General features: G+C 62.4%; 21 protein-coding genes. 10 read left to right on the forward strand and 11 right to left on the reverse strand.

The features are described 5' to 3' along the window. The gene (locus KHO23_RS03535; RefSeq protein WP_211609835.1) at positions 1–459 is read right to left on the reverse strand and encodes an Lrp/AsnC family transcriptional regulator; all 459 of its coding nucleotides are present in this window, start codon (positions 457–459) and stop codon (positions 1–3) included. Positions 460–583: 124 nt separating this feature from the next. Here KHO23_RS03535 and KHO23_RS03540 point away from each other — a divergent pair, with 124 nt between their 5' ends. Continuing rightward, on the forward strand, positions 584–1,114 hold the full coding sequence (locus KHO23_RS03540; protein WP_211609643.1) for an RBBP9/YdeN family alpha/beta hydrolase: 531 nt from the start codon (positions 584–586) through the stop codon (positions 1,112–1,114). A gap of 202 nt (positions 1,115–1,316) precedes the next feature. Here the strand turns inward: KHO23_RS03540 and KHO23_RS03545 are convergent, their stop codons facing one another. Then, entirely contained in the window at positions 1,317–1,508 is a 192-nt protein-coding gene (locus KHO23_RS03545; protein ID WP_074285028.1) for a rubredoxin, read from the reverse strand. A 327-nt stretch (positions 1,509–1,835) separates the two neighbouring features. Between KHO23_RS03545 and KHO23_RS03550 the strand changes: the two genes are divergently transcribed. Then, positions 1,836–2,237 (forward strand): DUF4399 domain-containing protein, encoded by a 402-nt coding sequence (locus KHO23_RS03550; protein ID WP_211609644.1) that lies wholly within the window; start codon positions 1,836–1,838, stop codon positions 2,235–2,237. 224 nt (positions 2,238–2,461) lie between these two features. Beyond that, positions 2,462–4,390, forward strand: a complete 1,929-nt coding sequence (locus tag KHO23_RS03555) for an ATP-binding cassette domain-containing protein (RefSeq protein ID WP_211609645.1) — start codon at positions 2,462–2,464, stop codon at positions 4,388–4,390. A 148-nt stretch (positions 4,391–4,538) separates the two neighbouring features. On the opposite strand, the gene KHO23_RS03560 is transcribed toward KHO23_RS03555, so the two are convergent. Further along, a complete protein-coding gene (locus KHO23_RS03560; protein WP_211609646.1) occupies positions 4,539–4,787 on the reverse strand; it encodes a hypothetical protein in 249 nt (82 codons plus the stop codon). 54 nt (positions 4,788–4,841) lie between these two features. Here KHO23_RS03560 and KHO23_RS03565 point away from each other — a divergent pair, with 54 nt between their 5' ends. The 3 genes from KHO23_RS03565 to KHO23_RS03575 all read left to right on the forward strand — a co-directional run bounded on the left by KHO23_RS03565 (position 4,842) and on the right by KHO23_RS03575 (position 9,925). Next, positions 4,842–6,827, forward strand: a complete 1,986-nt coding sequence (locus KHO23_RS03565) for a DNA topoisomerase IV subunit B (protein WP_211609647.1) — start codon at positions 4,842–4,844, stop codon at positions 6,825–6,827. Positions 6,828–6,891: 64 nt separating this feature from the next. Further along, entirely contained in the window at positions 6,892–9,216 is a 2,325-nt protein-coding gene (gene parC, locus KHO23_RS03570) for a DNA topoisomerase IV subunit A (protein WP_211609648.1), read from the forward strand. A gap of 250 nt (positions 9,217–9,466) precedes the next feature. Further along, positions 9,467–9,925 carry a CopD family protein gene (locus KHO23_RS03575; protein WP_169486642.1) on the forward strand — a complete coding sequence of 153 codons (459 nt, stop codon included), beginning with the start codon at positions 9,467–9,469 and terminating at the stop codon, positions 9,923–9,925. A 26-nt stretch (positions 9,926–9,951) separates the two neighbouring features. On the opposite strand, the gene KHO23_RS03580 is transcribed toward KHO23_RS03575, so the two are convergent. The 6 genes from KHO23_RS03580 to KHO23_RS03605 all read right to left on the reverse strand — a co-directional run bounded on the left by KHO23_RS03580 (position 9,952) and on the right by KHO23_RS03605 (position 17,788). Next, the gene (locus KHO23_RS03580; RefSeq protein WP_211609649.1) at positions 9,952–11,160 is read right to left on the reverse strand and encodes a chromate transporter; all 1,209 of its coding nucleotides are present in this window, start codon (positions 11,158–11,160) and stop codon (positions 9,952–9,954) included. A gap of 214 nt (positions 11,161–11,374) precedes the next feature. Then, positions 11,375–13,735: a bifunctional diguanylate cyclase/phosphodiesterase gene (locus KHO23_RS03585; RefSeq protein WP_211609650.1), complete on the reverse strand. Its 2,361-nt coding sequence runs from the start codon at positions 13,733–13,735 to the stop codon at positions 11,375–11,377. A 479-nt stretch (positions 13,736–14,214) separates the two neighbouring features. Then, positions 14,215–15,123 (reverse strand): PhzF family phenazine biosynthesis protein, encoded by a 909-nt coding sequence (locus KHO23_RS03590; protein WP_211609651.1) that lies wholly within the window; start codon positions 15,121–15,123, stop codon positions 14,215–14,217. Between the two features lie 182 nt (positions 15,124–15,305). After that, positions 15,306–15,770, reverse strand: a complete 465-nt coding sequence (locus KHO23_RS03595; RefSeq protein WP_172168551.1) for a RidA family protein — start codon at positions 15,768–15,770, stop codon at positions 15,306–15,308. 56 nt (positions 15,771–15,826) lie between these two features. Then, positions 15,827–17,023 (reverse strand): aminotransferase-like domain-containing protein, encoded by a 1,197-nt coding sequence (locus tag KHO23_RS03600; protein ID WP_211609652.1) that lies wholly within the window; start codon positions 17,021–17,023, stop codon positions 15,827–15,829. Between the two features lie 75 nt (positions 17,024–17,098). Continuing rightward, positions 17,099–17,788, reverse strand: a complete 690-nt coding sequence (locus tag KHO23_RS03605; RefSeq protein ID WP_211609653.1) for a VOC family protein — start codon at positions 17,786–17,788, stop codon at positions 17,099–17,101. A 278-nt stretch (positions 17,789–18,066) separates the two neighbouring features. Between KHO23_RS03605 and KHO23_RS03610 the strand changes: the two genes are divergently transcribed. Further along, a complete protein-coding gene (locus tag KHO23_RS03610) occupies positions 18,067–19,521 on the forward strand; it encodes an aminotransferase-like domain-containing protein (RefSeq protein ID WP_211609654.1) in 1,455 nt (484 codons plus the stop codon). A gap of 78 nt (positions 19,522–19,599) precedes the next feature. Beyond that, positions 19,600–21,498, forward strand: coding sequence for a molecular chaperone HtpG (gene htpG / locus KHO23_RS03615; RefSeq protein WP_211609655.1), 1,899 nt, complete (start codon positions 19,600–19,602; stop codon positions 21,496–21,498). A 163-nt stretch (positions 21,499–21,661) separates the two neighbouring features. Here the strand turns inward: htpG and KHO23_RS03620 are convergent, their stop codons facing one another. Then, positions 21,662–21,931, reverse strand: coding sequence for a hypothetical protein (locus tag KHO23_RS03620; RefSeq protein WP_120347728.1), 270 nt, complete (start codon positions 21,929–21,931; stop codon positions 21,662–21,664). Between the two features lie 270 nt (positions 21,932–22,201). Here KHO23_RS03620 and KHO23_RS03625 point away from each other — a divergent pair, with 270 nt between their 5' ends. Both KHO23_RS03625 and KHO23_RS03630 read left to right on the forward strand, forming a co-directional pair. Next, the gene (locus tag KHO23_RS03625; protein WP_211609656.1) at positions 22,202–24,052 is read left to right on the forward strand and encodes a glycosyltransferase family protein; all 1,851 of its coding nucleotides are present in this window, start codon (positions 22,202–22,204) and stop codon (positions 24,050–24,052) included. A gap of 117 nt (positions 24,053–24,169) precedes the next feature. Continuing rightward, positions 24,170–25,882 carry a tetratricopeptide repeat-containing glycosyltransferase family protein gene (locus KHO23_RS03630; protein WP_236066720.1) on the forward strand — a complete coding sequence of 571 codons (1,713 nt, stop codon included), beginning with the start codon at positions 24,170–24,172 and terminating at the stop codon, positions 25,880–25,882. A gap of 69 nt (positions 25,883–25,951) precedes the next feature. On the opposite strand, the gene KHO23_RS03635 is transcribed toward KHO23_RS03630, so the two are convergent. After that, complete coding sequence (locus KHO23_RS03635) at positions 25,952–26,458, reverse strand: OmpA family protein (protein WP_211609657.1); 507 nt, start codon at positions 26,456–26,458, stop codon at positions 25,952–25,954. Positions 26,459–26,517: the final 59 nt, after the last annotated feature.

Here is a 26,517-nt window from a genome sequence, read left to right on the forward strand (position 1 = left end):
TTAAAGTAACGATCCGTGGATCGTCTTCGGTGGATAGCTCGCCAGCACGACAGCGGTGGTCACCGGCCCGAATTTCGCCAACGTGTCGATTGCCACCTCGAGTTGCGTCATGTCTTCGACCACAATCCGCACCATGAAGCAGTCTTCGCCTGTTATCCGATGCGCCTCGATGATTTCAGGCATTGCTTCGAAAGCACCCAGGCAATGCTTGATCTGGGCATGCGTGGTCCGGATCCGCACAATGGCAGCAATGCCACGGCCCACGAGGCCGGGATTGATTCGAGCCGCGTAACCTTCAATGACACCTTGTTCCTCGAGTCGTTTGATACGGGCAGTGACGGCTGGCTGTGAAAGTCCGATCTGCTTGCCAAGCTCGGTGTTGCTGATGCGCGCATTGCTCTGTAGCGCTTCCAGTATTCGCCAGTCTAGCCGGTCCAATGTTATCTGCTTAGGTTTCATTTGTGCAATCCGCCAACTTCCATCGATTTGACCGGTTGTGGCCATCAATTCATTTGATTTGAGATGTTGCCAGAGTTCATGCGCTTTTACACTGGATGCTCATTCAATGATGGAGAGTGAGCAGATGAAGTACCCCGTGTTCGTTGTTCCCGGTATCGGCAATTCCGGACCATTACACTGGCAAACTTTGTGGGAGGCAGCGCATCCTGACTGGCGGCGACTGGTTGTCGAAGGCTGGGATCAGGTTACATGCGACGATTGGGTATCCGCAATCGAACAACAGGTAGCGGAAAGCGGCGCCGACACCCTCATCGTGGCTCACAGCCTTGGATGCCTGGCGGTCGCGCATTGGGCGGCCCGTCATTCGCCCCGGATCCGTGGGGCGCTGCTCGTTGCAGTGCCGGACCCCTCCGCATCGGCGTTTCCCCTGGCGGTCGCAACCGGATTTACGCCTTTACCATCGGAGCGCCTGCCGTTTCCTACTGTCGTTGTATCAAGTTCCAACGACCCCTACGGCGGCACAGACTATGCGCGTCGCTGCGCTAACGCGTGGGGGAGCACACTCATCGAAGTTGGAGAGAAGGGGCATCTCAACGCGGGTAGCGACTTGGGCGACTGGCCTGAAGGGCTCAGACTGCTCCAGTCACTGGACTAGGATCGACGAAATTGTCAGCGATCCTGGGAGCGAGGTCGAATGACCTTTCCTGGCTTTCAAACACACCCAGCCGCGAGGAGGGCTGTAAAGCCCACCCCACAAAGCAAACGGCCCAGCGGGTGTCCCCCACTGGGCCGCGCGAACCGCCCGGCGCACTACCGCACTACATCAGGCAGTACACCTCGGGTTCAATCGAGCTCACTCAGAATTCCACCACCGCAAACTCCGCCTTGCCTACATCGCACAGCGGGCAGCGCCAGTCGTCCGGAATCGCGGCGAAGCGCGTGCCCGGGGCGATACCTTCTTCAGGAAGGCCTTCTTCTTCGTTGTAGATCCAGCCGCAAATCAGGCAGACCCAGCTCTTATATTCAGTCACTTCAATTACTTCACTCACGACGTACTCTTCTTTGGTTCAGTGCAATGATCCGCCCAGTCTGCCCCTTTTTTGGGCATGGCGGCGACCCGCAATATTACCGGAATTTGTCAAATGGACCGCTAATTACCCATGCGGCATCGCCGCAAAGCGCCAGAGACGTGTCCGGGCCCGCGTGACGGACCCCGTCATACACAGCGTGTATGCTTTGATCCGCAGCTCAACTGTTGGACAGGCGCAGCGGGCGCCTGGCATGCGTTGCGACGATTGGCCCCAGGCAAGCGGAGCCGCAATCGACACCTGCAGGGCTCCGCGCATGACTCTCGTTCCCCAAAAAGGAGAAAAACGATGTTAAAAAACAAATGGCTGGCCGGCACGGTACTGGCCGGGTTGCTCGCCATATCGGGCGTGGCGCAGGCCGCAGGCGTGTCTTTCGTGCAGCCCGCGGACGGTGCAACCGTCAGCAATCCGGTGCATGTCGTGTTTGGCGTCGACGGTATGACGGTCGCGCCGGCTGGCACGATGACGGAAGGCACGGGCCATCACCATCTGCTGATCGACGGCAAGCCGCTTCCCAAGGGCGAGGTGATTCCCGCCAACGATAAATCGCTCCACTTCGGCAAGGGTCAGACCGAAACCGATCTGACGCTGCCGCCGGGCGACCATACGCTGACGCTGCAATTCGGCGACGGCGCGCATCGCTCGTACGGTCCGGAGATGAGCAAGACCATCACGGTGCACGTGAAGTAAGCGTGCCGCACCGATGAACGGCCGGCTGGGTGTGTGCACGCACCGCCCGGCCGCGCTTTCCTGCTCAATATCCGCTCGGACTCTGCTTACAATCTGTTCAGAAGCCGCTCCGAATCCGTTTTGCAAGCCGGCCTTTCGTCCTATCTCTTCCGGCATACAGGCACCCGCCCGCGCGCCCGGTACAATGAGCAGTTCCGACTCATCGCTGTCTTCTCCAATTCTCCATGTCGCTTTACACCATTACCGGGGCGCAACTGGCGTTCGGTCACGTCGCGTTGCTCGATCACGCGGATTTCTCTCTCGAAGCGGGCGAGCGCGTTGGGCTGATCGGCCGTAACGGCGCGGGCAAGTCGTCGCTGCTGAAAATCGTCGCCGATCTAACCAAGCCGGACGACGGCCTCGTCACGCGCCAGCAGGGTCTGACCTCGGTCTACGTGCCGCAGGAGCCGGAGTTCGATACGGACGACACGGTGTTCGAAGCGGTCGCCGCCGGCCTGACCCACGCTCGCGAGCTGCTGGATCAATACGACGCGGTCGCCAATCAGCTCGCCGACGAGCCGGAAGGTCCGGAGCACGACGCACTGATGTCGCGCATGAACACGCTGCAGTCGGAGCTCGACCATTCGGACGCCTGGAACTGGAGCACGCGCGTGGCCACCACGCTGCAGCAAATCGGTCTGAATGGAGAGGCGCGGGTCGGCTCGCTGTCGGGCGGAATGCAAAAGCGCGTTGCGCTGGCGCGTGCGCTGGTCGTGCAGCCGGACGTGCTGCTGCTCGACGAGCCAACCAATCACCTCGATTTCGACGGCATCCGCTGGCTCGAGGAACTGCTGGTTTCGTTGCGCGCGGGTCTGCTGTTCATCACCCACGATCGCGCGTTTCTCGACCGCGTCGCCACGCGCATCGTCGAGCTGGATCGCGGGCGTTTGCTGTCGTATCCGGGCAATTTCAGCGCCTATCAGACCAGGAAGGCGCAGCAGCTCGAAATTGAGCAAGTGGAAGCGGCCAAGTTCGACAAGCTGCTCGCCCAGGAAGAAGTGTGGATTCGCAAGGGCGTGGAAGCGCGCCGTACGCGTAGCGTCGGCCGGATCGCACGGCTCGTGGAGATGCGCAATGAACGCGCCGAACGCCGCAATGTGCAGGGCAACGTCAAGCTCGACGTGGGCCAGGGCGAGAAGTCCGGCAAGATCGTCGCTGAACTGACCGACGTCACCAAGCGCTACGGTTCGCGCACGGTGGTCGACACCTTCACGGCCACGGTGATGCGTGGCGACAAGATCGGTTTCGTCGGTCCGAACGGTGCGGGCAAGACCACGCTGCTGAAGATGATTCTCGGCGAGTTGCCGCCGGACGAAGGCGCGGTGCGTATCGGTACCAATCTGCAGGTCGCGTACTTCGACCAGATGCGCGCGCAGCTCGATCTGGAAAAGAGCCTTGCCGATACGATCAGCCCGGGTAGTGAGTGGGTCGAAGTCAACGGCCAGAAAAAGCACGTGATGAGCTATCTCGGCGACTTCCTGTTCGCGCCGGAGCGCGCACGGTCGCCGGTCAAGTCGCTGTCGGGCGGCGAGCGGAACCGTCTGCTGCTGGCGCGTCTGTTCGCGCGGCCGGCCAACGTGCTGGTGCTCGACGAGCCGACCAACGACCTCGACATTCCGACGCTCGAACTGCTCGAAGAACTGCTTACCGAATACGACGGCACGGTGCTGCTGGTCAGCCACGATCGCGCGTTCCTGGACAACGTCGCGACCTCGGTGATCGCTTCGGAAGGCGGCGGCAAGTGGCGCGAGTACGTTGGCGGCTTTACCGACTGGCAGATTCAGCGCGACCGTTCGCAGCAGATGGCGCAGGACGCGCAAAAAGAAGCCGCCAAGGAAGTGGCGTCGAAAGACAGCGGTGCCGTGGCGGGCCGCAATACGCAGCGCGCTGCCAAGCTGTCGTTCAAGGATCAGCGCGAACTCGAGGCGTTGCCGGCCAAAATTGCCGCACTCGAAGCCGAGCAGAAAACCATCGGCGCTCAGTTGGAAGATGGTTCGATTTTCGCGAAAGATGCGCAGGAAGGCACGCGTCTGACCGCGCGCTACGCTGCGATCGACGAGGAACTGCTGATCGCACTGGAACGCTGGGACGAGCTGGAAAACAAACGCAAGTGATCGATGGGGCGGCGCGATCCGAGAGGTTGCGCCGATCTCACGCCGAGGTCGGGGGCCGCGGCTGCACAGCGGTCCCATCGCGGTTTTTTCACGGTCCCGTAACGGTCTTATCGCGGTCGCATAATAGACCGCACCCGAGCGCCGGCCCTTATCCAAACGGCCACTTCCGCACAACGTGAATTGCCGCCTGTATCGAAATCAGTAAAATACCCCGCGAACAGGCTTCCCCCGGCGTTCGCACCGGCTGGCCGTTGCCGGGCTGTAGAACCGGTGTCGAGCCGCCGTCGAGCATGCCCATGGGAAGCCAGGCGACAAAACAGCTTGCCCGCACTGCGGGCACCTCATCTAACCCCGTTGTTTCGTTTCGCTTTTTTTGAAAACTCAACGCATTGTCCACGGACCTGTCCACAGGACCTGTGGACAACGATGAACCGACGCACCCGAGTCAACCATGTCTACGAAAAAGCCAAACGCCGCGTATAGCGAAGCGTCGATCAAGGTGTTGAAGGGCCTGGAGCCGGTCAAGCAACGGCCCGGGATGTACACCCGCACCGAAAATCCGCTGCACATCATTCAGGAAGTTATCGACAACGCGTCGGACGAGGCCCTCGGCGGCCACGGCCGGCAAATCACGGTCACGCTGCACGCGGACCATTCGGTCTCGGTCGAAGACGACGGCCGCGGCATTCCGTTCGGCATGCATCCGGAAGAGGGCGTGCCGGTCGTCGAAATCGTTTTCACGCGCCTGCACGCGGGCGGCAAGTTCGATAAAGCCGCCGGCGGCGCCTACACGTTTTCGGGCGGCCTGCACGGCGTTGGCGTGTCGGTCACCAACGCGCTGTCCACGCGCCTCGACGTCACCGTGTGGCGCGACGGCAAGATCGCCGAATTGAGTTTCGCCAACGGCGACGTCGCGAAGCAGCTTGAAGTACGCCCCGCGACCAAAGGCGACAAGAAGTCCGGCACGCGCGTCACCGCGTGGGCCAACCCCAAATACTTCGATTCGCCGAACTTGCCGCTCGGCGAATTGCAACGTCTGCTGCGCTCGAAAGCGGTGCTGTTGCCGGGCGTCGAAGTCACGCTAATCAACGAGAAAACCGGCGAAACGCAAAGCTGGAAGTACGAAGACGGTTTGCGCGGCTACCTGCTCGAAGGCATGAACGGCAGCGATCTGCTGATTCCGCTGTTCGAAGGCGAGCGCTATGTCGAAAACTCGCGCACTAGCGAAGAGACGTTTGCTGAAGGTGAGGGCGCTACGTGGGTCGTCGCGTGGAGCGAAGAAGGCACGCTGATGCGCGAATCGTACGTCAACCTGATTCCGACGCCTGCCGGCGGCACGCACGAATCCGGTTTGCGTGACGGTTTGTTCCAGGCGGTGAAGAGCTTTGTCGAGTTGCACAACCTGCAGCCGAAGGGCGTGAAGCTGCTTGCGGAAGACGTGTTCGCGCGTGTGTCGTTCGTGTTGTCGGCGAAAGTGCTCGATCCGCAATTCCAAGGGCAGATCAAGGAGCGCCTGAATAGCCGCGATGCGGTGAAGCTGGTTTCGTCGTTCTCGCGTCCGGCGCTGGAGCTGTGGCTGAATCAGCACGTCGAGCTCGGCAAGAAGCTCGCCGACCTCGTCATCAAACAGGCGCAGGCACGTACGCGTGCAGGACAAAAAGTCGAGAAGCGCAAGAGCTCGGGCGTGGCGGTGCTGCCCGGCAAGCTGACCGATTGCGAATCCACGGAAATTGGCCGGAACGAACTGTTCCTCGTCGAGGGCGACTCGGCAGGCGGCTCGGCGAAGATGGGCCGCGACAAGGAATACCAGGCGATCCTGCCGCTGCGCGGCAAGGTGCTGAACACATGGGAAACCGAGCGCGACCGCCTGTTCGCCAACAACGAAGTGCACGACATTTCGGTGGCGATCGGGGTCGATCCGCATAGCCCGGACGACAAGGTCGATCTGTCGAATCTGCGCTACGGCAAGATCTGCATTCTGTCGGACGCTGACGTCGACGGTTCGCACATCCAGGTGTTGCTGCTCACGCTGTTTTTCAAACATTTCCCGCAGCTGATCGAGCGTGGACATGTGTGCGTGGCGCGTCCGCCGCTATTCCGGGTCGATGCGCCCGCACGCGGCAAGAAGCCGGCGCAGAAGCTCTACGCGCTCGACGAAGGCGAGCTCGAAGCGATCCTCGACAAGCTGCGCAAAGACGGCGTACGCGAGACGCAATGGTCCATCAGCCGCTTCAAAGGCCTGGGCGAAATGAGCGCGGAGCAGTTGTGGGACACCACGATGAACCCCGACACGCGGCGCCTGACGCCGGTGGCGCTCGGCGCGCTCGACTATGACGCCACGGTGGCGCGCATGACGATGCTGATGGGTAAGGGCGAAGCGGCGTCGCGGCGCAGCTGGCTGGAAGAAAAGGGCAACGAAGTGGAAGCGGATATCTGAGCGTCTTTTAAAGCGCTCACGATTCGCACGAAAACTTCACGCCAAACACGGATACGGAATCTAGATGGACGACGATAACACTCTCGACCTTTTCACCGAGCCGCCTCCCCCCGAGGGCGACTTCCTGACGCTCGGCAATTACGCGGAACGCCAGTACCTCGACTACGCAGTGAGCGTGGTCAAGGGCCGCGCGCTGCCCGACGTATGCGACGGCCAGAAGCCGGTGCAGCGCCGCATCCTGTTCGCCATGAACGACATGGGGCTCGGCGACAACGCCAAGCCCGTCAAGTCGGCGCGCGTGGTCGGCGACGTGCTGGGTAAGTACCACCCGCACGGCGACCAGTCGGCGTACGACGCGTTGGTGCGTCTCGCGCAAGACTTTTCGATGCGCTATCCGCTGATCGACGGCCAGGGCAATTTCGGTTCGCGCGACGGCGACGGCGCAGCGGCGATGCGGTACACCGAAGCGCGCCTGACACCGATCGCGAAGCTGTTGCTCGATGAGATTGACCAGGGCACGGTCGACTTCATGAAGAACTACGACGGGGAGTTCGAAGAACCGAAGCTGTTGCCCGCACGTTTACCCTTCGTGCTGCTGAACGGCGCATCCGGCATTGCCGTGGGCCTTGCCACGGAAATCCCGTCGCACAACCTGCGCGAAGTGGCGGCAGCAGCCGTCGCAATGATCCGCAATCCGAAGATCGAGCACGCCGAGTTGATGCAACACGTCGTCGGGCCGGACTTCCCGGGCGGCGGCCAGATCATTTCGAGCGACGCGGAGATTTCGGCGGCCTACGAAAGCGGCCGCGGCAGCCTGAAAGTGCGCGCTCGCTGGAAGATCGAAGAGCTCGCGCGCGGCCAGTGGCAACTCGTGATCACCGAGCTGCCGCCGAATACGGCCGCGCAGAAGGTGCTCGAAGAAATCGAAGAGCAGACCAACCCGAAGATCAAGCTCGGCAAGAAGGCGCTCACGCCCGAACAGCTGCAGACCAAGCAGACCATGCTCGCGCTGCTCGACGCGGTGCGCGACGAGTCGGGCAGGGATGCGCCGGTGCGTCTCGTATTCGAGCCGAAGTCGAGCCGCATCGACCAGACCGATTTCGTCAACACGTTGCTCGCACATACGAGCCTCGAATCGAACGCGTCGCTCAATATGGTGATGGTGGGCGGCGATGGCCGGCCGCGTCAGAAGGGCCTGAGCGAAATCATCCACGAGTGGATCGCGTTCCGCTTTGCAACGGTCACGCGCCGCACGCGGCATCGCTTGAGCAAGGTCGACGACCGGATTCATATTCTCGAAGGCCGGATGATCGTCTTCCTGAATATCGACGAAGTCATCCGCATCATCCGCGAATCGGACGAACCGAAGGCTGCGCTGATGGCCGCGTTCGGTTTGTCGGACCGGCAGACCGAAGACATTCTCGAAATCCGTTTGCGCCAGTTGGCGCGGCTCGAGAAGATCAAGATCGAGAAGGAACTGGCCGAACTGCGCGACGAGAAGGCCAAGCTCGAAGAACTGCTTGGCAGCGAATCCGCGATGAAGCGTCTGCTCATCAAGGAAATCGAAGGCGACGCGAAGCAATACGGCGACGAGCGCCGCACGCTGATCCAGCAGGAAAAGCGCGCCACGTTCGAAGCACGCGTGGTCGACGAACCGGTGACGGTGGTGGTGTCGCAGAAGGGCTGGGTACGCGCGCTGAAGGGCCACGGCCTGGATGTGGCGGGCTTCACGTTCAAGGCCGGCGACGGACTCTACGCAGCGTTCCAGTGCCGCACGCCGGATACGCTGGTCGCGTGGGGCAGCAATGGCCGCGTCTATTCGGTAGCGGTTGCAATGCTGCCGGGCGGGCGGGGCGATGGCGTGCCGGTCACGTCGTTGATCGAACTCGAATCGGGCAGCCATCTGATGCATTACTACGCGGCTTCCGCGGATCAGGCGTTGCTGCTCGCGTCGAGCAACGGCTTCGGCTTCATGGCTAAGGTCGGCGATATGGTGAGCCGCGTGAAGGCCGGCAAGTCGTTCATGACGATCGACGCGGGCGCTGCGCCGCTCGCGCCGATGCCGATGCTGCCGGACGCGACGCACATCGCGTGTCTGTCTTCGGGTGGTCGCCTGCTGGTGTTCGGCCTCGACGAAATGAAGACGCTCTCGGGCGGTGGACGCGGCGTCACGCTGATGGCGCTCGACGATAACGAAACGCTGCTGCAGGCACTGTCCATCAGCAAAGCGGGCGTGATGCTGATCGGTACGCGTCGCGGCGGCCGTGTCGACGAAGAGAAGCTGAGCGGCGCCACACTCACGCCGCACATCGGCAAGCGGGCTCGCAAGGGGCGTGCGCCTGAGAGCAAGATGAAGCTCGACGGTATGCGTCCGGTGCTCGCTGCGTAATAGTGATAGAAGTAGAGTTGGGCTCAGCATGAACGCGGCGCGTGCTTCAAAGCACGCGCCGCGCGTAGCAAAAAATCCGGGGTGCAACGCCGTCGCGGCATTGGGCGCGTTGCAATAACAACTACAAAGAATGTCAAGACGCAGCCAGTACATGGAACTGCACGCATAGCGCGCGGTCGAATGCGCTCAATAGCCGCTACTAATATCACTCGTCATAAGCGGTGTGGCGTCGTCGGGAGAGGAAAACAACATGAACAAAGCTATCGAACTCGCACTCTTTTTGCATCTGCTCGCGGTCGCGGTATGGGTGGGTGGAATGGTGTTTGCGCATTTCTGTCTGCGCCCGGCCATTGCCGATCTTTCGCCGCAACTGCGTTTGCCTTTGTGGGAATCGGTGTTCGGTCGCTTCTTCAACTGGGTCGCCGCAGCCGTGCTGGTGATTCTTCTCACCGGTGGCTTTCTGCTGATGCAGTTCGGCGGCGGTCACGCCACCTGGCCGTTGCATGCCATGGCCGGCCTCGGCATCGTGATGATGCTGATCTTTGGGCACATCCGCTTCGCCGTATTCCCGCGCATTCGCCGTGCGGTGCAGGCGCAGAAGTGGCCGGACGGCGCGCAGGCGGTCGGCACGATCCGGCGTCTGGTGCTGGTGAATATCGTGCTGGGCGTGGTGACGATCGGTGTGGCGGTGCTGTCGCGCGGGTTCTGACAGCCCTGTGAATCCAGGGGGCTTGCCTAAGGCATCGCGCCGTAGGCAAGCCACAGCCCGCACACAATCGCCACGGTCCCGTACACCACATACACCGGCGTCTTGAGTTTCGCGAAGCACATGCCGGAGAACAGCGCCGTCACCAGGTAGACCGGTTGGAAAGGCACATGCCCCGCGATGCGTAGTACCGCCACGGCCAGAAACGCGGTGGTGACCGCGCGCAGGATCCGCATGCCGTGCTCGAAGCGCGGATTGACCTTCAACTGATGCAGATGCCGCTGCGCCAGCACGACCAGGCAGCCCGACGGCACAAAAAGCGCGAGCGTCGCAATCAGCGCGCCCACCCAACCGTCCACCAGATAGCCGAAGAACGGCACCACGTTCAACAGCGGTCCGGGCGACAACGGCGATAGCGAAAATGCCAGGGTGAAGTCGTTATCCGACACACCGATCGCCGGCGTGACGAACAGCGTCTTGAGTACCGGCAATGCCGAGAAGCCACCACCAAATAACGTCATGCCCGCGCCGGCCAGCCGCGGCCATAGCAGCGCCAGCTCATAGCGATGCGGCAACGGCAGTGCGAATATCGCCAGCAGCACGCACAGTGCGGCCAGCATGTGCCAGTCGCCGCGACCGATCGACACGACGACGCGCGAGTTTCGATCCGGACTGACCAGCCAGCCGGCGCCGAAAGCCGTGCCAAGCATCACCACGTAGGCCGCCGGACTGCGCGCATAGAAGAGCGCCACGCACCCGAGCACTGCCGCGGTCCATTCGAGCTTGCCGCGCACCAGTGCGCGTGTTTGTTTGTACCAGGTGATCGCGATCAGCGTGGCCAGCACCACGCTGAAATGATTGATCACAGTTTGAGAGGCGGCGGCGCGCACGAGCGGCGTGCGATAGAAGATCGCGAACAGCGTCATCAGCACGAAAAAGGGCAGCACGCTTGCGACGCCCGCCACCCAGGCGCCGGCGCGTCCACGCAGCGCATGCCCGAGTTGCACGGCGACATTGCAGCCCACCGGGCCGGGCACCATCCAGGCGAGCGCGATCAGATCGGAAAAGGCCACGCGCGAGAGCCGTCCTTCGCGTTCCACGTAGTGGTTTTCAAGTTGCGCCATCAGCGCGAGGCCGCCCCACGACAGCGCCGACAGGCCGAACACCACCCGGAACAGCGTCCATAGCGGTTCCCGTTTCCCTCGTCTGGCGGCATTCTGGCTTGTGATCGTCTGCATGGCGCTGCGGGCGCCGGCGTGCGGGCGGCCCGCCCTTTGGATCATCGTTGTGTGTGCTTCGCGGCCGGCTGCCGGCATCGCGCTGTAACGCAGTACAGCGTGAATGTAGCTGGTTTTGCGTGGCTGCGGTTGGATAAGCACGGGGGTGCCGCATAGGCGTTTAGAGGCTGTATGCGCATTTGTGTGCGACACGCGCCGCACCACCGGAACTCACTCAGCTATTGGTGCTCGTGCTGGACAAGCTGCTGGTGCTGTCGGTTTCATGCTCGGTGCGGTGGCTCTTCATGCCGCATACGCCGAAGCGTTCGAGCAGTGCTGGAATCGCGTCGACCGGCACCGGACGCGAGAACAGGAAACCCTGCGCCTCGATATGGCCGAGCGCGGCGAGCCACGCAATCTGCTCTTCGGTCTCGGTGCCTTCGACCACCACCGTGAGCCCGAGCGAGCGCGCGAGGTTGACGATGGCGGTGACCATCACGCAGACGCTGCGGTCGCCGGGTATCGCCTGGACGAACGAACGGTCCACCTTCAGTGTGTCGACCGAGAAGCGGTTCAGGTAGGAGAGCGACGAATAGCCCGTGCCGAAGTCGTCGAGCGCGATGCGCACGCCGAGGCGCTTCAACGCGAAGATCTTCTCCGAAACGAGTTCGGGGTATTCCATCATCGCCGTCTCGGTGATTTCGAGTTCGAGGCGGCGCGCGGAGATGCCGCTTTCCTCGATCGCGTGCGAGATGGTTTCGTACAGATCGCCACGCCAGAACTGCACCGCGGAGATGTTCACCGCGAGCGATAGCGTGTCGTAACCCTGTTGCTGCCACACCGCCAGCTGGCGGCACGCGGTTTCGATCACGAAGTCGCCGATCGGCACGATCAGGCCGGTCGATTCCGCGACCGGGATGAATTCGTTGGCCGGAATCAATCCGTGCTCCGGATGGTTCCAGCGCACCAGCGCTTCAAAACCGGCGATGCAGCGGCGCGTCAGATCGATCTTCGGCTGATAGGCGAGAAACAGCTGGCCTTCGGCGAGCGCGACGCGCAATTGCTGTTCCCACTTCATCAAATGGTCCGCGCGGTGCGACAACTGCGGCGAATAGAACTGGTAGCAGTTCTTGCCCGCGTCCTTCGCGCTGTACATCGCGAGGTCGGCTTTTTTCAGCAGGTCGATTTCGCTCTCGTTGGCGACCGAGTAGAGCGCGATGCCGATGCTCGCATGCAATACGAATGAACTGCCGCGCACTTCGAAGGGCGTGGCGAACGCTTCGGCCGCTGCTTCGGCGAGCGTGACGGCGCGCTTTTCGACGTCGTCGCCCTTGATGACGACGACGAACTCGTCGCCGCCGATGCGGCTCAATGTGCCGCCATCGCCAACCGCGGTGGCGAGGCGCGAGGCCGTCATTTGCAACACGATGTCGCCGGCGTTGTGGCCCAGCGTGTCATTGACAGTCTTGAAGTTGTCGAGGTCGATGAAGAGGATTGCGAGGCGCCCGAGATTGGCGGGCTGTGCCACGTCGTGCCGCAGCGTTTGCAGCGTGGCATAGCGGTTGCGCAAACCGGTCAGCAGATCGTACTCGACCAGATGCGTCATCTCGCGCTCGCGCCCGAGCAGCTTGCCGATCAACCCGGTGGCCACAGCGAAGAAGCTCAACATCGCGAGCGAGATGAAGCCGGCCATCAACAGATAGACGTTGCGCGTGTGGTTGTAGTCGGCGAATTCTTCAGCTTGCGACAGGCCCACCAGCACGCCGAGCGGATAGCCGTCGATATGCCGGTACGAGACGATGCGCGTGACGTTGTCGATCGAATCGACGTAGGTGCCCGACACATGCTCCGAGGTCGGATACGAGCCGCTTGCCGAGAATGAGCCGCTCGCGGTATCGGTGCTGCCCGTGCGGCGCGCCAATACCGTGCCGTTGTCGGAGATCACCGCGATCACGCCTTCGCGGCCGATGGCCGCATTGTTGTAGAAATCACTGGTGAAATAGCTTGGGTCCTCGGAGACCACCACGACACCTGCGAACGAGCCGTCGGGATGATTCAGACGCCGCGTCATCTGCAAGGTCCAGTGGCCGGATATGCGGCCGAGCACCGGCTTGCTGATATACAACTGGTCGTCGTTTTCGTGTTCGTGGACCTTGAAGTGTTCGCGGTCCGACAGGTCGATGTGTTTGGGATTGAGCTCGGCCGTGTTGGCGATCAGCGTCCCGTGCTCGTCGATCAGCGACACCTGCACCAGCGTCTCGCTTTGCACCACGCCCTTTTCGACTGTGCTGGCCAGATCGAAATGATTCGGCGTTTTCTCGAATTCGTATTTGACGAAACGGGTGATCTGGTCGACCTGGTGAATCGCCTTGACCGTGTGCTGTTCCAGCGCCGCGGAGAGAATCGCAGCGGAGGCCATTGCTTCACGATTCGTGGCTTCTTTCTCAACCGACAGACGCGCGAAGATCACGGTCCAAAGCAGGATCAGGACCAGCACGCCGAGCGCGGGAATCGCGAGCAAGGCACGGCGGCGCGACACGGCAGGATCGCGGCGGGGTTTGGCTTCGCGCTGGTCGGAGAAGCGGGACTGGCTCATCGGGCGGCCCGTTCCCTGGTGCCGGCCAGTTGCAACTGCGCGAGCATCGACTGCGCTAATTTCATGAGTGGCTGCATGGTGACCAAGGTGCCGGGACTGCTGCGCAGGAGAACGGAGCGTGGCGTCGTGCCTGACCATCCGCAGGTCATCGGGTACGTTTCGATATTACTTAATGCCACTGGATTAAGGAAGGGGCCGCGCATCGGGTATACGCGGGCGCCACAGACCGTTCCGGCCGGCTGAATTCGCAGCCGGCGCGGCCAGCCATGGGGCCGCAGCCTGGCAGTCGTTTTCGAATATTTCATCGGGATCCGGAATTCAGGTGTGCCAGGCCTCTCGTCATGCGTGGCGCATTAATCGTGCAAGCGGTGCGGCGTGTGTGCCCGATCGCGGCCCGAACGCGGCCCGAAGCGGCGAGATACGGGCGGCATTCAGCGGCAGGCCGGTCGTTGCCGGCATGCAATCGAGCGCCGCGTCGTTCATGGCAACCGGAACGTGCCGTCGACGATCGTCACCGATGGGCCGCCGATCCACGTCTTGCCGGCCGCGTCGTCGTAGTGCACCGAAACGTCGCCTGCGCGACCCAGGATGGTGCCCTGGCGGGCCGTGTAGTGTGAGCCCGGGCGTAATTGCTGGGCGCTCAGGAGGCCCGCGAGCGCGGCATTCGCACTGCCCGTCACCGGATCTTCGCCGAAGCCGAAGCGGCCGCCTGCCATCAGGCAGCGCACTTCGAAGGTGGCCGGGCCGCCGGCGCCGTGCGGTCCGTAGACGGCGAGACCGTGGGTGTTCATCGAATGCACGATGTCGGCGAGCGCAGCGGCGTCGGGTTCGAGCGCGAGACAGTCGCGCGCTGAATTGACGCGCACGACGAGCCATGGCGCACCGTTGTCGACCGCGCAGGGCGCCGCACTGAAATCAATTGCGTCACTACGCAAAGCCGTAGTCAGCGCCGCATACTGATCCTGGGGAAGCGCCGTGACGCGCGCGGGCGGCGCGGCGAAAGCCCATCCGCCTTGTGCGTTACCGGCCGGTCCGGATTCAGTGAGCGCTTGCAAGTTGACGAGCCCCACGCCGCATTGCTGCACCAGCTTGCCGGCCTGCTTCGGCTGATAGCCGCTTTCGAGCAATGCATGCGCGGTGCCGAGTGTCGGATGACCGGCGAACGGCAATTCGCCATGCGTCGTGAAGATACGCACGCGATAGTCGGCGGCCGGGTCGGTCGGCTTCAGCAGGAAGGTGGTTTCGGACAGATTGGTCCAGTGCGCGATCGCCTGCATCTGATCCGCATCGAGCGCATCGGCGTCGAACACGACAGCAAGCGGATTGCCTTTGAACGGCACCGACGTGAACACGTCGACCTGTTTAAAACGAACGAAGTTGGCGGGCATTGGGCGCGAACCGGCGAATCCGGCAGAAGGGTAGGGTTCGCGGATTCTAGCTGGTGGCAAGCGAACGATCTACCTCGCCACTAATGCAAAACGCGTCGCAGGTGGCAGACACCTTGCGACGCGTTCAGTGCGCTAAGGATAGCCCGCTGGGTGAACCCGGCGGGCTATCCTGTTGGCGTGCGTTATTCGACTTCGGCGATCATCTCGATCTCGACGCATGCGCCGAGCGGAATCTGCGCCACGCCGAACGCCGAGCGCGCATGCTTGCCGCGCTCGCCGAACACGTCCGCGACCAGCTCGGATGCGCCGTTCGTGACCAGATGCTGTTCGGTAAACTCGAGCGTCGAATTGACGAGGCTCATCAGCTTGACGATGCGCGTGACGCGATTCAGATCGCCCACATGCGCGTGCAGCGTCGCGAGCAGGTCGATCGCGATCGAGCGTGCGGCGGCCTTGCCTTCTTCGGTGGTGAGCGTGGCGCCGAGCTTGCCGGCCCACACCTTGCCGTCCTTCTTGGCGATGTGGCCGGACAGGTACACCGTGTTGCCGCTTTGCGCGCTCATCACATAGGCGGCTGCGGGCGCGCCTGCGCTCGGCAGTTCGATGCCCAGTTCCTTAAGCTTGTCATACACATTTGTTTGAGCCATGGTGTGTCCTCGATCAGTAGTGGAAATCGGTAACCCGGCGCGGCGGCCGGGGTCGCTTAGACCTTCGCGCGGATCAGTGCCGCGAGACGCGACACGCCTTCGTCGATCTTGGCAGGCGGCACCGTGACGAACGAGAGGCGCAGGGTGTTGTGCTGGGCTTCGCTCGCGAAGAACGGGCCGCCCGGCACGAATGCCACATTCTGCGCCACGGCTTCTTCGAGCAGCTTCATGCTGTCGATCTGCGCGGGCAGATTCACCCACACGAACATGCCGCCTTCCGGACGGTTCCAGCTCACACCTTCGGGCATATAGCGTTCGAGCGAGGCGAGCATCGCCGCGCATTGATCGCGATACAGTTCGCGAATGGTGGGCACGTGCGTGTCGAGGAAGCCGTCCTTGACCACTTCGTACACGATGCGTTGCGTGAAGCTCGGCGTGTGCAGATCGGTGGCTTGCTTGGCCTGCACGAGCTTGAAGATCAACTCTTCGGGCGCAATGATGTAGCCGACCCGCAGGCCCGGCGCCAGCACTTTCGAGAACGAGCCGAGATGGACGATCTGATCCGGCGCCATCGAGAGCATGGTGGGCAGCGGTTCACCCGCGTAGTCGAGCGCGCCGTAGGGATCGTCTTCGATCACCGGGAACGGCGCGGTCTTCGCAAACGCGGCCAATGCGCGGCGGCGTTCGACCGGCAGGCGGCGGCCCGTCGGATTCTGGAAGTTCGGTTGTGCGTACAAAAGGCGCGCGCCGGCCGTCAGCTCGGGCGTGAGCGCTTCGGGAATCAGGCCTTGCTCGTCGGTCGGCACCTGCACGTAGCGCGGCTCGTACATCGAGAACGATTGCAGCGCGCCTAGGTAGGTCGGCGTTTCGACCAGCACGGGGCTGTCCGGGCACACCAGCACTTTTCCGAGCAGGTCGAGCGCTTGCTGCGAGCCGGTCGTGATCAGCACCTGCGAAGGACGAATCTGTGCGCCGTTCACCGAATAGCGTTGCGCGATCCATTCACGCAGCGGCAGGTAGCCTTCAGTCGCACTGTATTGCAACGCCGCGGCGGGCGCGTCGCGCAGAATGCGGTCGGATGCTTCGCGCATGCGTTCGGCCGGGAAGGTTGCCGGCGAGGGCAGGCCGCCCGCGAACGAAATGACTTCGGGCCGTTCCGTGACCTTCAGGATCTCGCGAATCGCCGAGCTCGTGAGCTTGCGTGCGCGTTCGGACAGTTGCCACGTGGGGGCTTTCAAGTCGCTTTGGTTCATGGTCTCCTCTGCTGGTATCTCTGGAAGCGGTCAAAACTTCAATTATCGCGCGAGTTGGTAACCCGCGCGCGCTGCTTATTTAAGGGTCCGTAGACCCTCGGGTGTTTCAAACTCGGCGACGAGCGCCGCGGCGTCTTCCGTGGGCTCGAGTGAGATCAGGTGCGCAGCGCCCAGCCAATGCAATTGCGCGGCAATCGCGTCGGCTTGCGGGTGGACTGCTTTCAAAGCTTTCAGTGCGATGTCCGTTTCCGGCAACGCCGTCGACGGATGCTGCGCCGTGTCCCACTGGATCAGCGACGGCAGCACGCCGTCGCCCGCGCCTTGCCACGCGGGGAACGCGCCGTCGTCCGGCACCGACAGACCCCAGCTGAAATCGCCGCGCGTCATCGGCACGATCGGCGCAATGCGCTGCGGATACTGCGCCTGCCATGCAGCGAGCTGCTTCGGGCGGTCGACTCGGGCGACCCAGTGCGACAGGTACGGCCCTTTTTCGAGCCGCGCTTGCGTCGCCGGATCGTCGAGGGCGAACAGGCGGGTGCGGGGCACGGCGCCATCCACAGGTTCCGCAGCCTGCGGGTCGATCGCGATCACCTCCAGATACACGCCGCCCCACAGGTTCAGCAGGCGATTGTGGGTGCGCATCAGCGGATGCGCGCCGCCGCCGGCCGGTGCGACGCCGAGGGTCTCGGCGACATACTGCGTGCCCTCGTCGAGGGTACGGGCGGAAATCACGAGGTGATCGAGGCTGAGCAAGTGGGCAGTCATGGCGGATCGGGAAACGGTTTCTGCGGTAAGCCGGAACGCGCGCCGGATGCGGCGGCAGCGTGGCCGGGGTCGTAAGCATAACCGTTTGCCGGGTCGGCGGGCCAGGCGGATGAGGTTCGGGCTGGTCTTTCCCAAGATTGCTAGCGTGCGGTGCATGCCGCCCTGAGCCGCTTCGTCATCCGTTGCTTATCTTAAATGTAGTCTTAAATGTAACGGCGAGGACCGGCACAGTAACGGTACAATCGATTCGATACCGTTCGGTACAGTTGGAGCCCGTTATGTCCGTCCCGCTTGCCCAGATTCCCACACCTCACGATACGGCGTCGCTGACGCTGGTGGAGCAGCTCGTCCAGTGGGCGTGCCGCCGCATTGAGGAGCGCGTGTTCCGTCCCGGCATGCGCATGCCGTCGATCCGCAAACTGGCGCTGGATAAGGGCGTGTCGCGTTTCACCGTAGTCGAGGCGTACGAGCGGCTGGTGGCGCAGGGCTACCTGGAGTCGCGGCGCGGTTCGGGTTTCTATGTGCGCGAGCGATTGGGCAGCGCGCCGACGGCTGAGATCCGCACCATTGCCGCAGCGGCACCCGCGCCGGCCACGATCGACGTCGTCTGGTTGCTGCGCAACATGCTGCATACGGGCGCGCGCCCCGAGCGCAGCCCGGGTCTGGGCTACCTGCCCGCGCGCTGGCTCGACGGCGACCTGATCACCAACGCGCTGCGCACGCTCGGCCGGCAAAGCGGTGCGCAGATGCTCGGCATCGGCACGCCGCAGGGCTTTTTGCCGCTGCGGCAGCAGTTGCAGACGCGGCTGGAGGAGCTGGAAATCGGCGCTTCACCGGATCAGATCGTGATGGTCTCCGGTATTACCCAGGCCATCGACCTGATTTCGCGGATTTACGTGAAGCCGGGCGACGCGGTGATCGTCGGCGATCCGGCCTGGTTTCAGATGTTCGGGCGCTTCGCGTCGCAAGGCGCGCGGCTGGTCGGCATGCCGTACACGCCGGATGGGCCGGACCTTGACGCGCTCGAGTCGCTGGTAGAGACGTGGCGGCCGAAAATGCTGGTGATCAATTCGGTGCTGCAGAATCCCACCGGCACGTCGCTCACGGCCGCGCAGGCGTTCCGAATCCTGCGGCTTGCCGAAGCGTACGACTTCATCGTCGTCGAAGACGATATTTACGGCGATCTGTGCCCGCCGAGCTATGCCGGCACACGGCTCGCGAGCCTCGACCAGTTAAAGCGCGTGATCTATCTAAGCAGCTTTTCGAAGACGCTCGCGCCCAATCTGCGCGTGGGTTTTATCGCCTGCGCGCCGGAGGTGGCGAGAGCCGTCAGCGATCAGAAAATGCTGGTCGGCATGACGAGCCCCGAACTGAACGAGCGCGTGCTCTACAAGATTCTCACCGAGGGCCACTATCGCCGGCATGTCGAGCGGCTGCGTGCGCGTCTCGACGGTGTGCGCGAAAAATCCGTGCGGATGCTCGAGAAGACCGGCATGAAGCTATTCCTGACGCCCACGGCAGGCATGTTCCTGTGGGCCGATACCGGCGTCGATGCGAGCGCGCTCGCGGCCGCAGGCCACGAAGAGGGCTTCCTGCTGACGCCCGGGAGCCTGTTTTCGCCGCAGCAATCACCCACCACGTGGATGCGCTTCAATATCGCCAACTGCGGCGATCCTGAACTCTCGACGTTCCTGTGCCGGTATCTCGACAGCGTCGCGCGGCGCGCCTCTTGAAACCGCGCCGCCTTGCCCCAAATTACGCGGGCAATGTATAACCCCATTCGTCATTCGTAACAGAGAGGAAGTCCGACCATGGCACAAGAAACCATGAGCTTTCAGGCAGAAGTTAAACAACTTCTGCACCTGATGATCCATTCGCTGTACAGCAACAAGGAAATCTTTCTGCGCGAGCTGATTTCGAATGCGTCCGACGCGGCCGACAAGCTGCGCTTCGAGGCGATCGAAAACAGCGCGTTGTACGAAAACGATCCGAATCTGCGGATTCGCGTCTCGTACGACAAGGCCGCGCGCACCATCACGCTCGACGACAACGGCATCGGCATGAGCCGCGACGAAGCGATTGCCAATCTCGGCACGATCGCGCGCTCGGGCACCAAGGAATTCTTCGGCAAGCTCTCCGGCGACCAGCAGAAAGACGCGGCGCTGATTGGCCAGTTCGGCGTGGGTTTTTATTCGGGCTTTATCGTCGCGGACAAGATCACGGTCGAGACGCGCCGCGCCGGTCTGCCGGCCTCGGAAGGCGTGCGCTGGGAAAGCGCGGGCGAGGGTGATTTTGCAGTGGAGCAAATCGAACGTGCCGCGCGCGGCACGACGATCACGCTGCATCTGCGCGCCGATGAAGATGAACTGCTGTCGTCGCATCGTCTGAAGTCGATCATCCAGAAGTATTCCGATCACGTCGCGCTGCCCATCCTGATGGCGAAGGAAGAGTGGGACGCTGAAAAGAGCGAGATGGTCACGAAGGACGAGGACGAGACCGTCAACCAGGCAAGCGCGCTGTGGACCCGTTCGAAGAACGACATCACAGAAGAACAGTACAAACAGTTCTACCAGCACCTCTCGCACGATCACCAGGATCCGCTGACGTGGACGCATAACCGCGTCGAAGGCCGCAGCGAATACACGCAACTGCTGTACGTGCCGACGCATGCCCCGTTCGACATGTTCAACCGCGATCATCGCGCGGGCCTGAAGCTGTACGTGAAGCGCGTGTTCATCATGGACGACGCTGAACAATTGCTGCCGGGGTACCTGCGGTTCGTGAAGGGTGTGGTCGATTCGGCGGATCTGCCGTTGAACGTGTCGCGCGAAATCCTGCAGGAAAGCCGTGATGTGAAGGCAATCCGCGAAGGCGTAACCAAGCGTTCGCTGTCGATGCTCGAAGAACTGGCCAATTCGGAGAACGATGCCGAAAAGGAAAAGTACGCCGGCTTTTGGAAGGAATTCGGTCAGGTGCTGAAGGAAGGCATCGGCGAAGACTTCGCCAATCGCGAGCGTATTGCGAAGCTGGTGCGTTTTGCGTCGACCCATACGGAATCGCCGGAGCAGACCGTGTCGCTCGCCGACTACGTCGCGCGCATGAAGCCCGAGCAATCGAAGATCTACTACGTGACCGCCGACACCTGGCAAGCCGCGACCCACAGCCCGCATCTTGAGGTGTTCCGCAAGAAGGGCGTGGAAGTGCTGCTGCTGACCGATCGCGTCGATGAATGGATGCTGTCGTTCCTGAACGAATTCGACGGCAAGCCGCTGCAAAGCGTTGCGCGCGGCGATCTCGACCTTGGCGCGTTGAACGACGAAGAAAAACAGGCGCAGGAGAAGGTCGGCGAAGAGTTCAAGCCGCTCGTCGAGAAGATGAAGGAAGCGCTGAAGGACAAGGCCAAGGACGTCCGCCTGACGTTCCGCCTGACCGATTCGCCGTCTTGCCTCGTGGCTGACGACGGCGAAATGAGCGGCTATCTGCAACGTATGCTGAAGGCCGCTGGCCAGGACGCGCCGTCGTTCCACCCGATTCTCGAAGTGAACCCCGAGCATGCGCTGGTCAAGGGCTTGCACGCGGATAGTGCGAGTTTCGACGACTGGTGCCATTTGCTGTTCGATCAGGCGCTGCTTGCTGAAGGTGGCGCGCTGGAAGATCCGGCGAGCTTCGTGAAGCGTACCAACGCGTTGTTGCTGGCGCGCGCGGGTTGAGTTTTCGCGTATCGAGTTGAGCTTTGACCGGCGTCGCCTTGACGCTTGTGATTGAAAAATGCGCTGCCTCGGCAGCGCATTTTTTTTGCCCTGTGCCTTTACTTTGTCGTCCGCTGCCCGGCGAAGGTGTTGCGCAGGGACATGGCTGGGTATCGGTGAGCGTTTAGTGTGCGGGCGCTTGCCCATGCAAATGACGCACTTGCGATAGCACGGAGCCGGCCAGTTCCTTGGCCTCGATGCAGGAATGGTGATCGGCCAGCACTTTCGCCGCGAGACTGCCGATTGCCGTGCTGGTCTGTTTCGACGTGTGGTGCTGCGCCAGCGCGGAACCCGCGAGTTCCTTCTCCTGATACAGGGCACCTGGGCGTCGTAAAACGACTGCGGCCAGATGTGCAATGCGGTCAGACGTTTCTTTCGAGTTCGTAGTATTCAATCGCTACTCCTTTTCGTTTGTTGTTGATCCGGACCATTTAGAGCGTTGCTAAAAATCGTCCGGAAAATAATTATGGGTAACTAAGCAAATATGTTCAACAACACTATATCGAGATTGATTTGTGAGATGAAAAAACGTGCATTTGTCTTATGCTGGTGCGCTCGAAATTCGGATGCGTAAAGGATTATTTGCAATCGTTAAGCCGTTTATGTACCGAGTCCTATTTCTGCGATTGCGCGTTTCCGCGTGCCGCAACTTCTCTGCGTTCTTATGTCCGATTCCACCATGCTAAAACTCGTCGGTCCCGTGCGTCTGCTGTGGTCGATCTTGCGCGAACAGGGTTTCGACGCCGCCGAGCAACGAGCGCTCGAATTCGTTGCAGAGGGTGTCACGCCGCAATTGCACGCTGATCTGTGCGCGAGCGCAGGACGTTTTGAGGCGGCGTACCACAGTGCATCGCAAGCGCAGGCGGTGGGGAACGGCGCGCGTCATGCGCGCGTGGCACTGTTCGCCGACGCACTCGGCCGCGCCGAGGCGGCGCAGCGCAACAGCGAACTGGCGGTAACCGTGGAGCCTTCGGCTGCAACGGTCGAGTGGATCGTCTGGTTGCTCGACCACTGTGGTGCTCATTCGGCAGCGGCGCATATGTTGCGTGCTTACGAGCAACACGCGCCGCAGGACGCCCGGGCGCCGTGGTGGCTGGCGATCTCGCTGACAGCGCTGCCGGATGAGAGCGCGCCGGCCGAGCGCCGCGCAGCTTTATTGCGGGCGTACGCGCTCGACCCAGCGATCCATCCCGAGTTGCCGTTGCAGCTCGTGCTGGCGTTTCGGGAAGTACGCGATTGGCACACGGTCGAGCGTGTTTGCCGCGAGAGGCTCGCACGCAATCCGGCCGACGCCGAGATGGCCTGGCAGTTGAGCCACGCGCAATGGCAATGCAACGACGCAGCCGCGGCAGAGGCGACCATGCGCGCTGCCGATGCCGCCGCGCCCGGCAATGTCCACGTGCTGGCCGCGATCGGTATGTATCTCGCCGAGCAGGCGCGTTTTGCGGACGCTGAAACGGCGCTGCACGCAGCCCTCACGCTCGACCCCTCCACGTCACAGGCGGCCGTCGATCTGGGCGATCTGAAGTTGCGGCGCGGCGACTGGCCGAACGCATGGCCGCATTTCGCGGCGCGTCTGACGCGCGAGGACCGCGAGCCGAACAACGTCGTGAGAATGATGGAGCGGTTGTGTCCGTGCTGGCAGGGCGAGCCGCTGGCCGGCAAGACCCTGATCGTGCACAGCGAACAGGGTAACGGCGACGATATCCAGATGGTGCGCTTCGTGCCCGAGCTGGCGGCGCGCGTACGGGACGAGGGCGGGCGCTTGGTGCTCGCGGTGCGCCGGGCGTTACGGCCGCTGTTTGCGCACTTTTACGCGGATTGCGTGTCCATCGAGGATGGACCGCTCGGCAAGCCGCACTTTGGTTTGCCGATCATGAGCGTGCCGTCGGTGCTTGGCTTGCTGCCTGAGCACGTGCGTGGTGCGGCCTACTTGCGTGCCGATGCAAGCCGGGTCGCTGCATGGCGCGAACGGATAAGCGGGTGTGACGCAGAGGCGGCGCGATTGCATGTCGGCCTCGTGTGGTCGGGCAGCCCGACGCATCGTCGCGACGCGAAGCGGTCGATTCCGCTTGCGGCGCTGGCGCCGATTCTCGCGCTTCCCAATGTGGTGTTCCATCCGCTGACGCCTGGTCGTCACGCCGATGTGGAGGCTTTTAGCGCACAGGGTTATCGCGTCCGCGATCTGACCGCGCACTACCAGGCGGGTTTCGACGACGTGGCCGCGCACGTGAGCACGCTGGATGCCGTGGTGACCATCGACAGCGCACCATTGCATCTCGGAGGCGCGCTGGGGCGCCCGGTGCTGGCGATGCTCGATCACGTATCGCACTGGTGTTGGGGCAATGAGGAGACGCAACCCTGGTACGACTCGGTCGAACTGTTCAGGCAGCCGGGGCCGGGAGCGTGGGGGCCTGCGGTCGAGCGGGTGGCCGCAAGGTTGCAGGCGATGACGCGTTCCCGCGAGCCGGCTCCGCAGAAAACACCGTCGCTATCGGATGGAAACGGGCTTTAAGAAATGTCGATTCACAACTTGACCGGCCCGTCGGACCTTTCCCGTAGCGCAGCGGCGGTCAACGCCCTGGTTGCAAGCGCGGATGCCCATTTCTCCGCCGGGCGGACGCATGAAGCGATGCTCGACTACGAACGCGCACTGGAACAACAACCACGGCATGTTCACGCTCTTCACCGCATGGGGCTCGCCTGTTTTCGCGAGAATCAGGTCGAACTGTCGCAGCAGTATCTGGACGAGGCATTGACGGCTGCGCCCGAACGTGCGGACATCTGGGAGCATCGTGGATTGCTTGCGGCGCTCCGGAATGAGCGTGTGGCGGCTGAAGCGTTCTACCATCGCGCGCTCGATCTGAGCGGCGGCACGGCGAACCTGCATCGGAATCTTGCCGATTGTCTGAAGCTCTCTGGCCGCCTGGTTGAGGCACGAATGCACTACGAAAAGGCTCTCGAACTCGATCCGGGATTACAACACGCCGTGCGCGCCCTGGCCCGAATCAGCACGGAATGCGAACGGTTTGCCGAGGCCGCGGATCTTTGGGTGCGCGTGTGGGCGTTCGAATCGTTGCACTTGCACGATGGGCTCGAACTGATCGCAGCGTTGTGGAAAGCCGGGCGCGACCCACAGATCGACCCGGTGCTGGCTCAACTGCGCACACGCTTTTCCGCCGATGCCGCCGCGCTTGAACAAGTGGTCTTTGCACTGAACACCGTGCATCGTTTTCAGGATGCCGCCAGCGTAGTCGCCGAGGCGCTGGCTATCGACTCAGAGCGCGCCGGGCTGCATCACAATGCATCGTACGTGTGCAACATGCTGGGCGAATTCTCTCAAATGCGATTGCACGCCGCCGAAGCTGCCCGGCTGCTGCCCGACAACGCGCCGATTCAATTCAATCTGGCGGCCGCGCAGTTGCGCTTCGGCGATTTCGAACAAGGCTGGAAACAATATCGCTGGCATGAAGCACTGCCGGAAAACCACGATCTGGTTCGCCCCAATTTTCCTGAGTGGCAAGGCGAACCGGTGGCAGGCCGGAGGTTTCTGCTCATTGGCGAGCAAGGGCTTGGCGATCAGATCCAGTTTCTTCGGCTGGCTACGTGGCTGAATCGGCAGGGTGCCTCAGTCGACGTGTGGGTCAGCGCTCCCCTGACCGAGTTGGCGCGCGGCGCAAGCGGTGTTCACGCGGCATGGGCCGAACCGCCGCCTGGACCGTACGACTTCTGGTGTCGAATGCTCAGGATGCCGGAGCATATGAAGCTGAGCTTGCCGATGCTTCCTGTCGCGATGCCATATCTGGCAGCGGAGCAGGCGTTGGTGCGTTTCTGGCAGCAGCGTATCGACGCCGGCGATAGCCTCGATACGCATTCCACGCGGAAAAAGCGCGTGGGGCTCGTATGGGCAGGCAATTCGGCGTATGGACTCGACCGTTATCGCTCGGTTGCGTTAAGCCGCTTGTTGCCCATCCTTGAGCAACCTGGGGTGAAGTGGGTCTCGTTGCAAATGGGGCAAGCAGAAGCTGAAACCGCCGCGTTGCCGGCGCCTATCGACATGCAGCGACTGGGCTCGGAGATCGGCAATTTTTCCGATACCCTCGCCATTCTTCAATCGCTCGATCTGGTGATTACCGTCGACACATCGGTCGCTCATCTGGCAGGTGCCGCCGGCCGCCCCGTCTGGGTCCTGTTGCCCACCTGCACGGATTGGCGCTGGATGGCCGATCGCGACGATAGCCCGTGGTACCCGTCAGTGCGCCTGTTCAGGCAGCGGGAGCTGGGTCGATGGGATTCGGTGCTTGCCGACGTGCAGATCGCGTTGCGCGACTACGTGGCGGTCTGAAATCGGGCGCTGGGAGCGCCCGATTGGTCGCCTGAGATTGCTGGCGACAGGATAGTTAGCGCCTACTCTTTACTGCTTTCCCATCAGCGTGTCCATCGTTTCGCCGCGCACGACGATTTCCGTGCGCCGGTTCAGCGCGCGCCCTTCGACCGTATCGTTGCTGGCGACAGGGTTGTTGTACGCGTTGCCCTTCGTCCGGATCCGCTCCATCGCCACGCCGCGTGCCACGAGCGCATAACCTACCGCGGTGGCGCGTGCTTCGGAAAGCTGCTGGTTATAGTCGAGCGTGCCGACATTGTCGGTGTAACCCTCGACCAGCACAGGCTTCTTACTGCGCTTGAGCAGAACGGCGGAACGATTGATGACTGCCGTTGCGTCGCCGCGCACTTCGGATTTGCCGAACTCGAACAGCGCGGCTTCGGGCAGCTTGACTGAGACGCCGTTGGCGACTGGCGTCACCTCGATGCCGACGGCCTTGTTCAACGATGTTTCTTTATCGCGATTCAGCGGCGCCGCGCAGCCTGCCACCAGCAGGACAGACATCGCGCACGCAGTGACGCCCAGGATTGTTCTCATGTTTCCTCTTTCTCCTTCGGAACTCGATTACATGGCACGCCTCCTCGATCGGAGGCGAA

Source organism: Paraburkholderia haematera, from assembly GCF_905220975.1.
GTDB lineage: Bacteria > Pseudomonadota > Gammaproteobacteria > Burkholderiales > Burkholderiaceae > Paraburkholderia > Paraburkholderia haematera.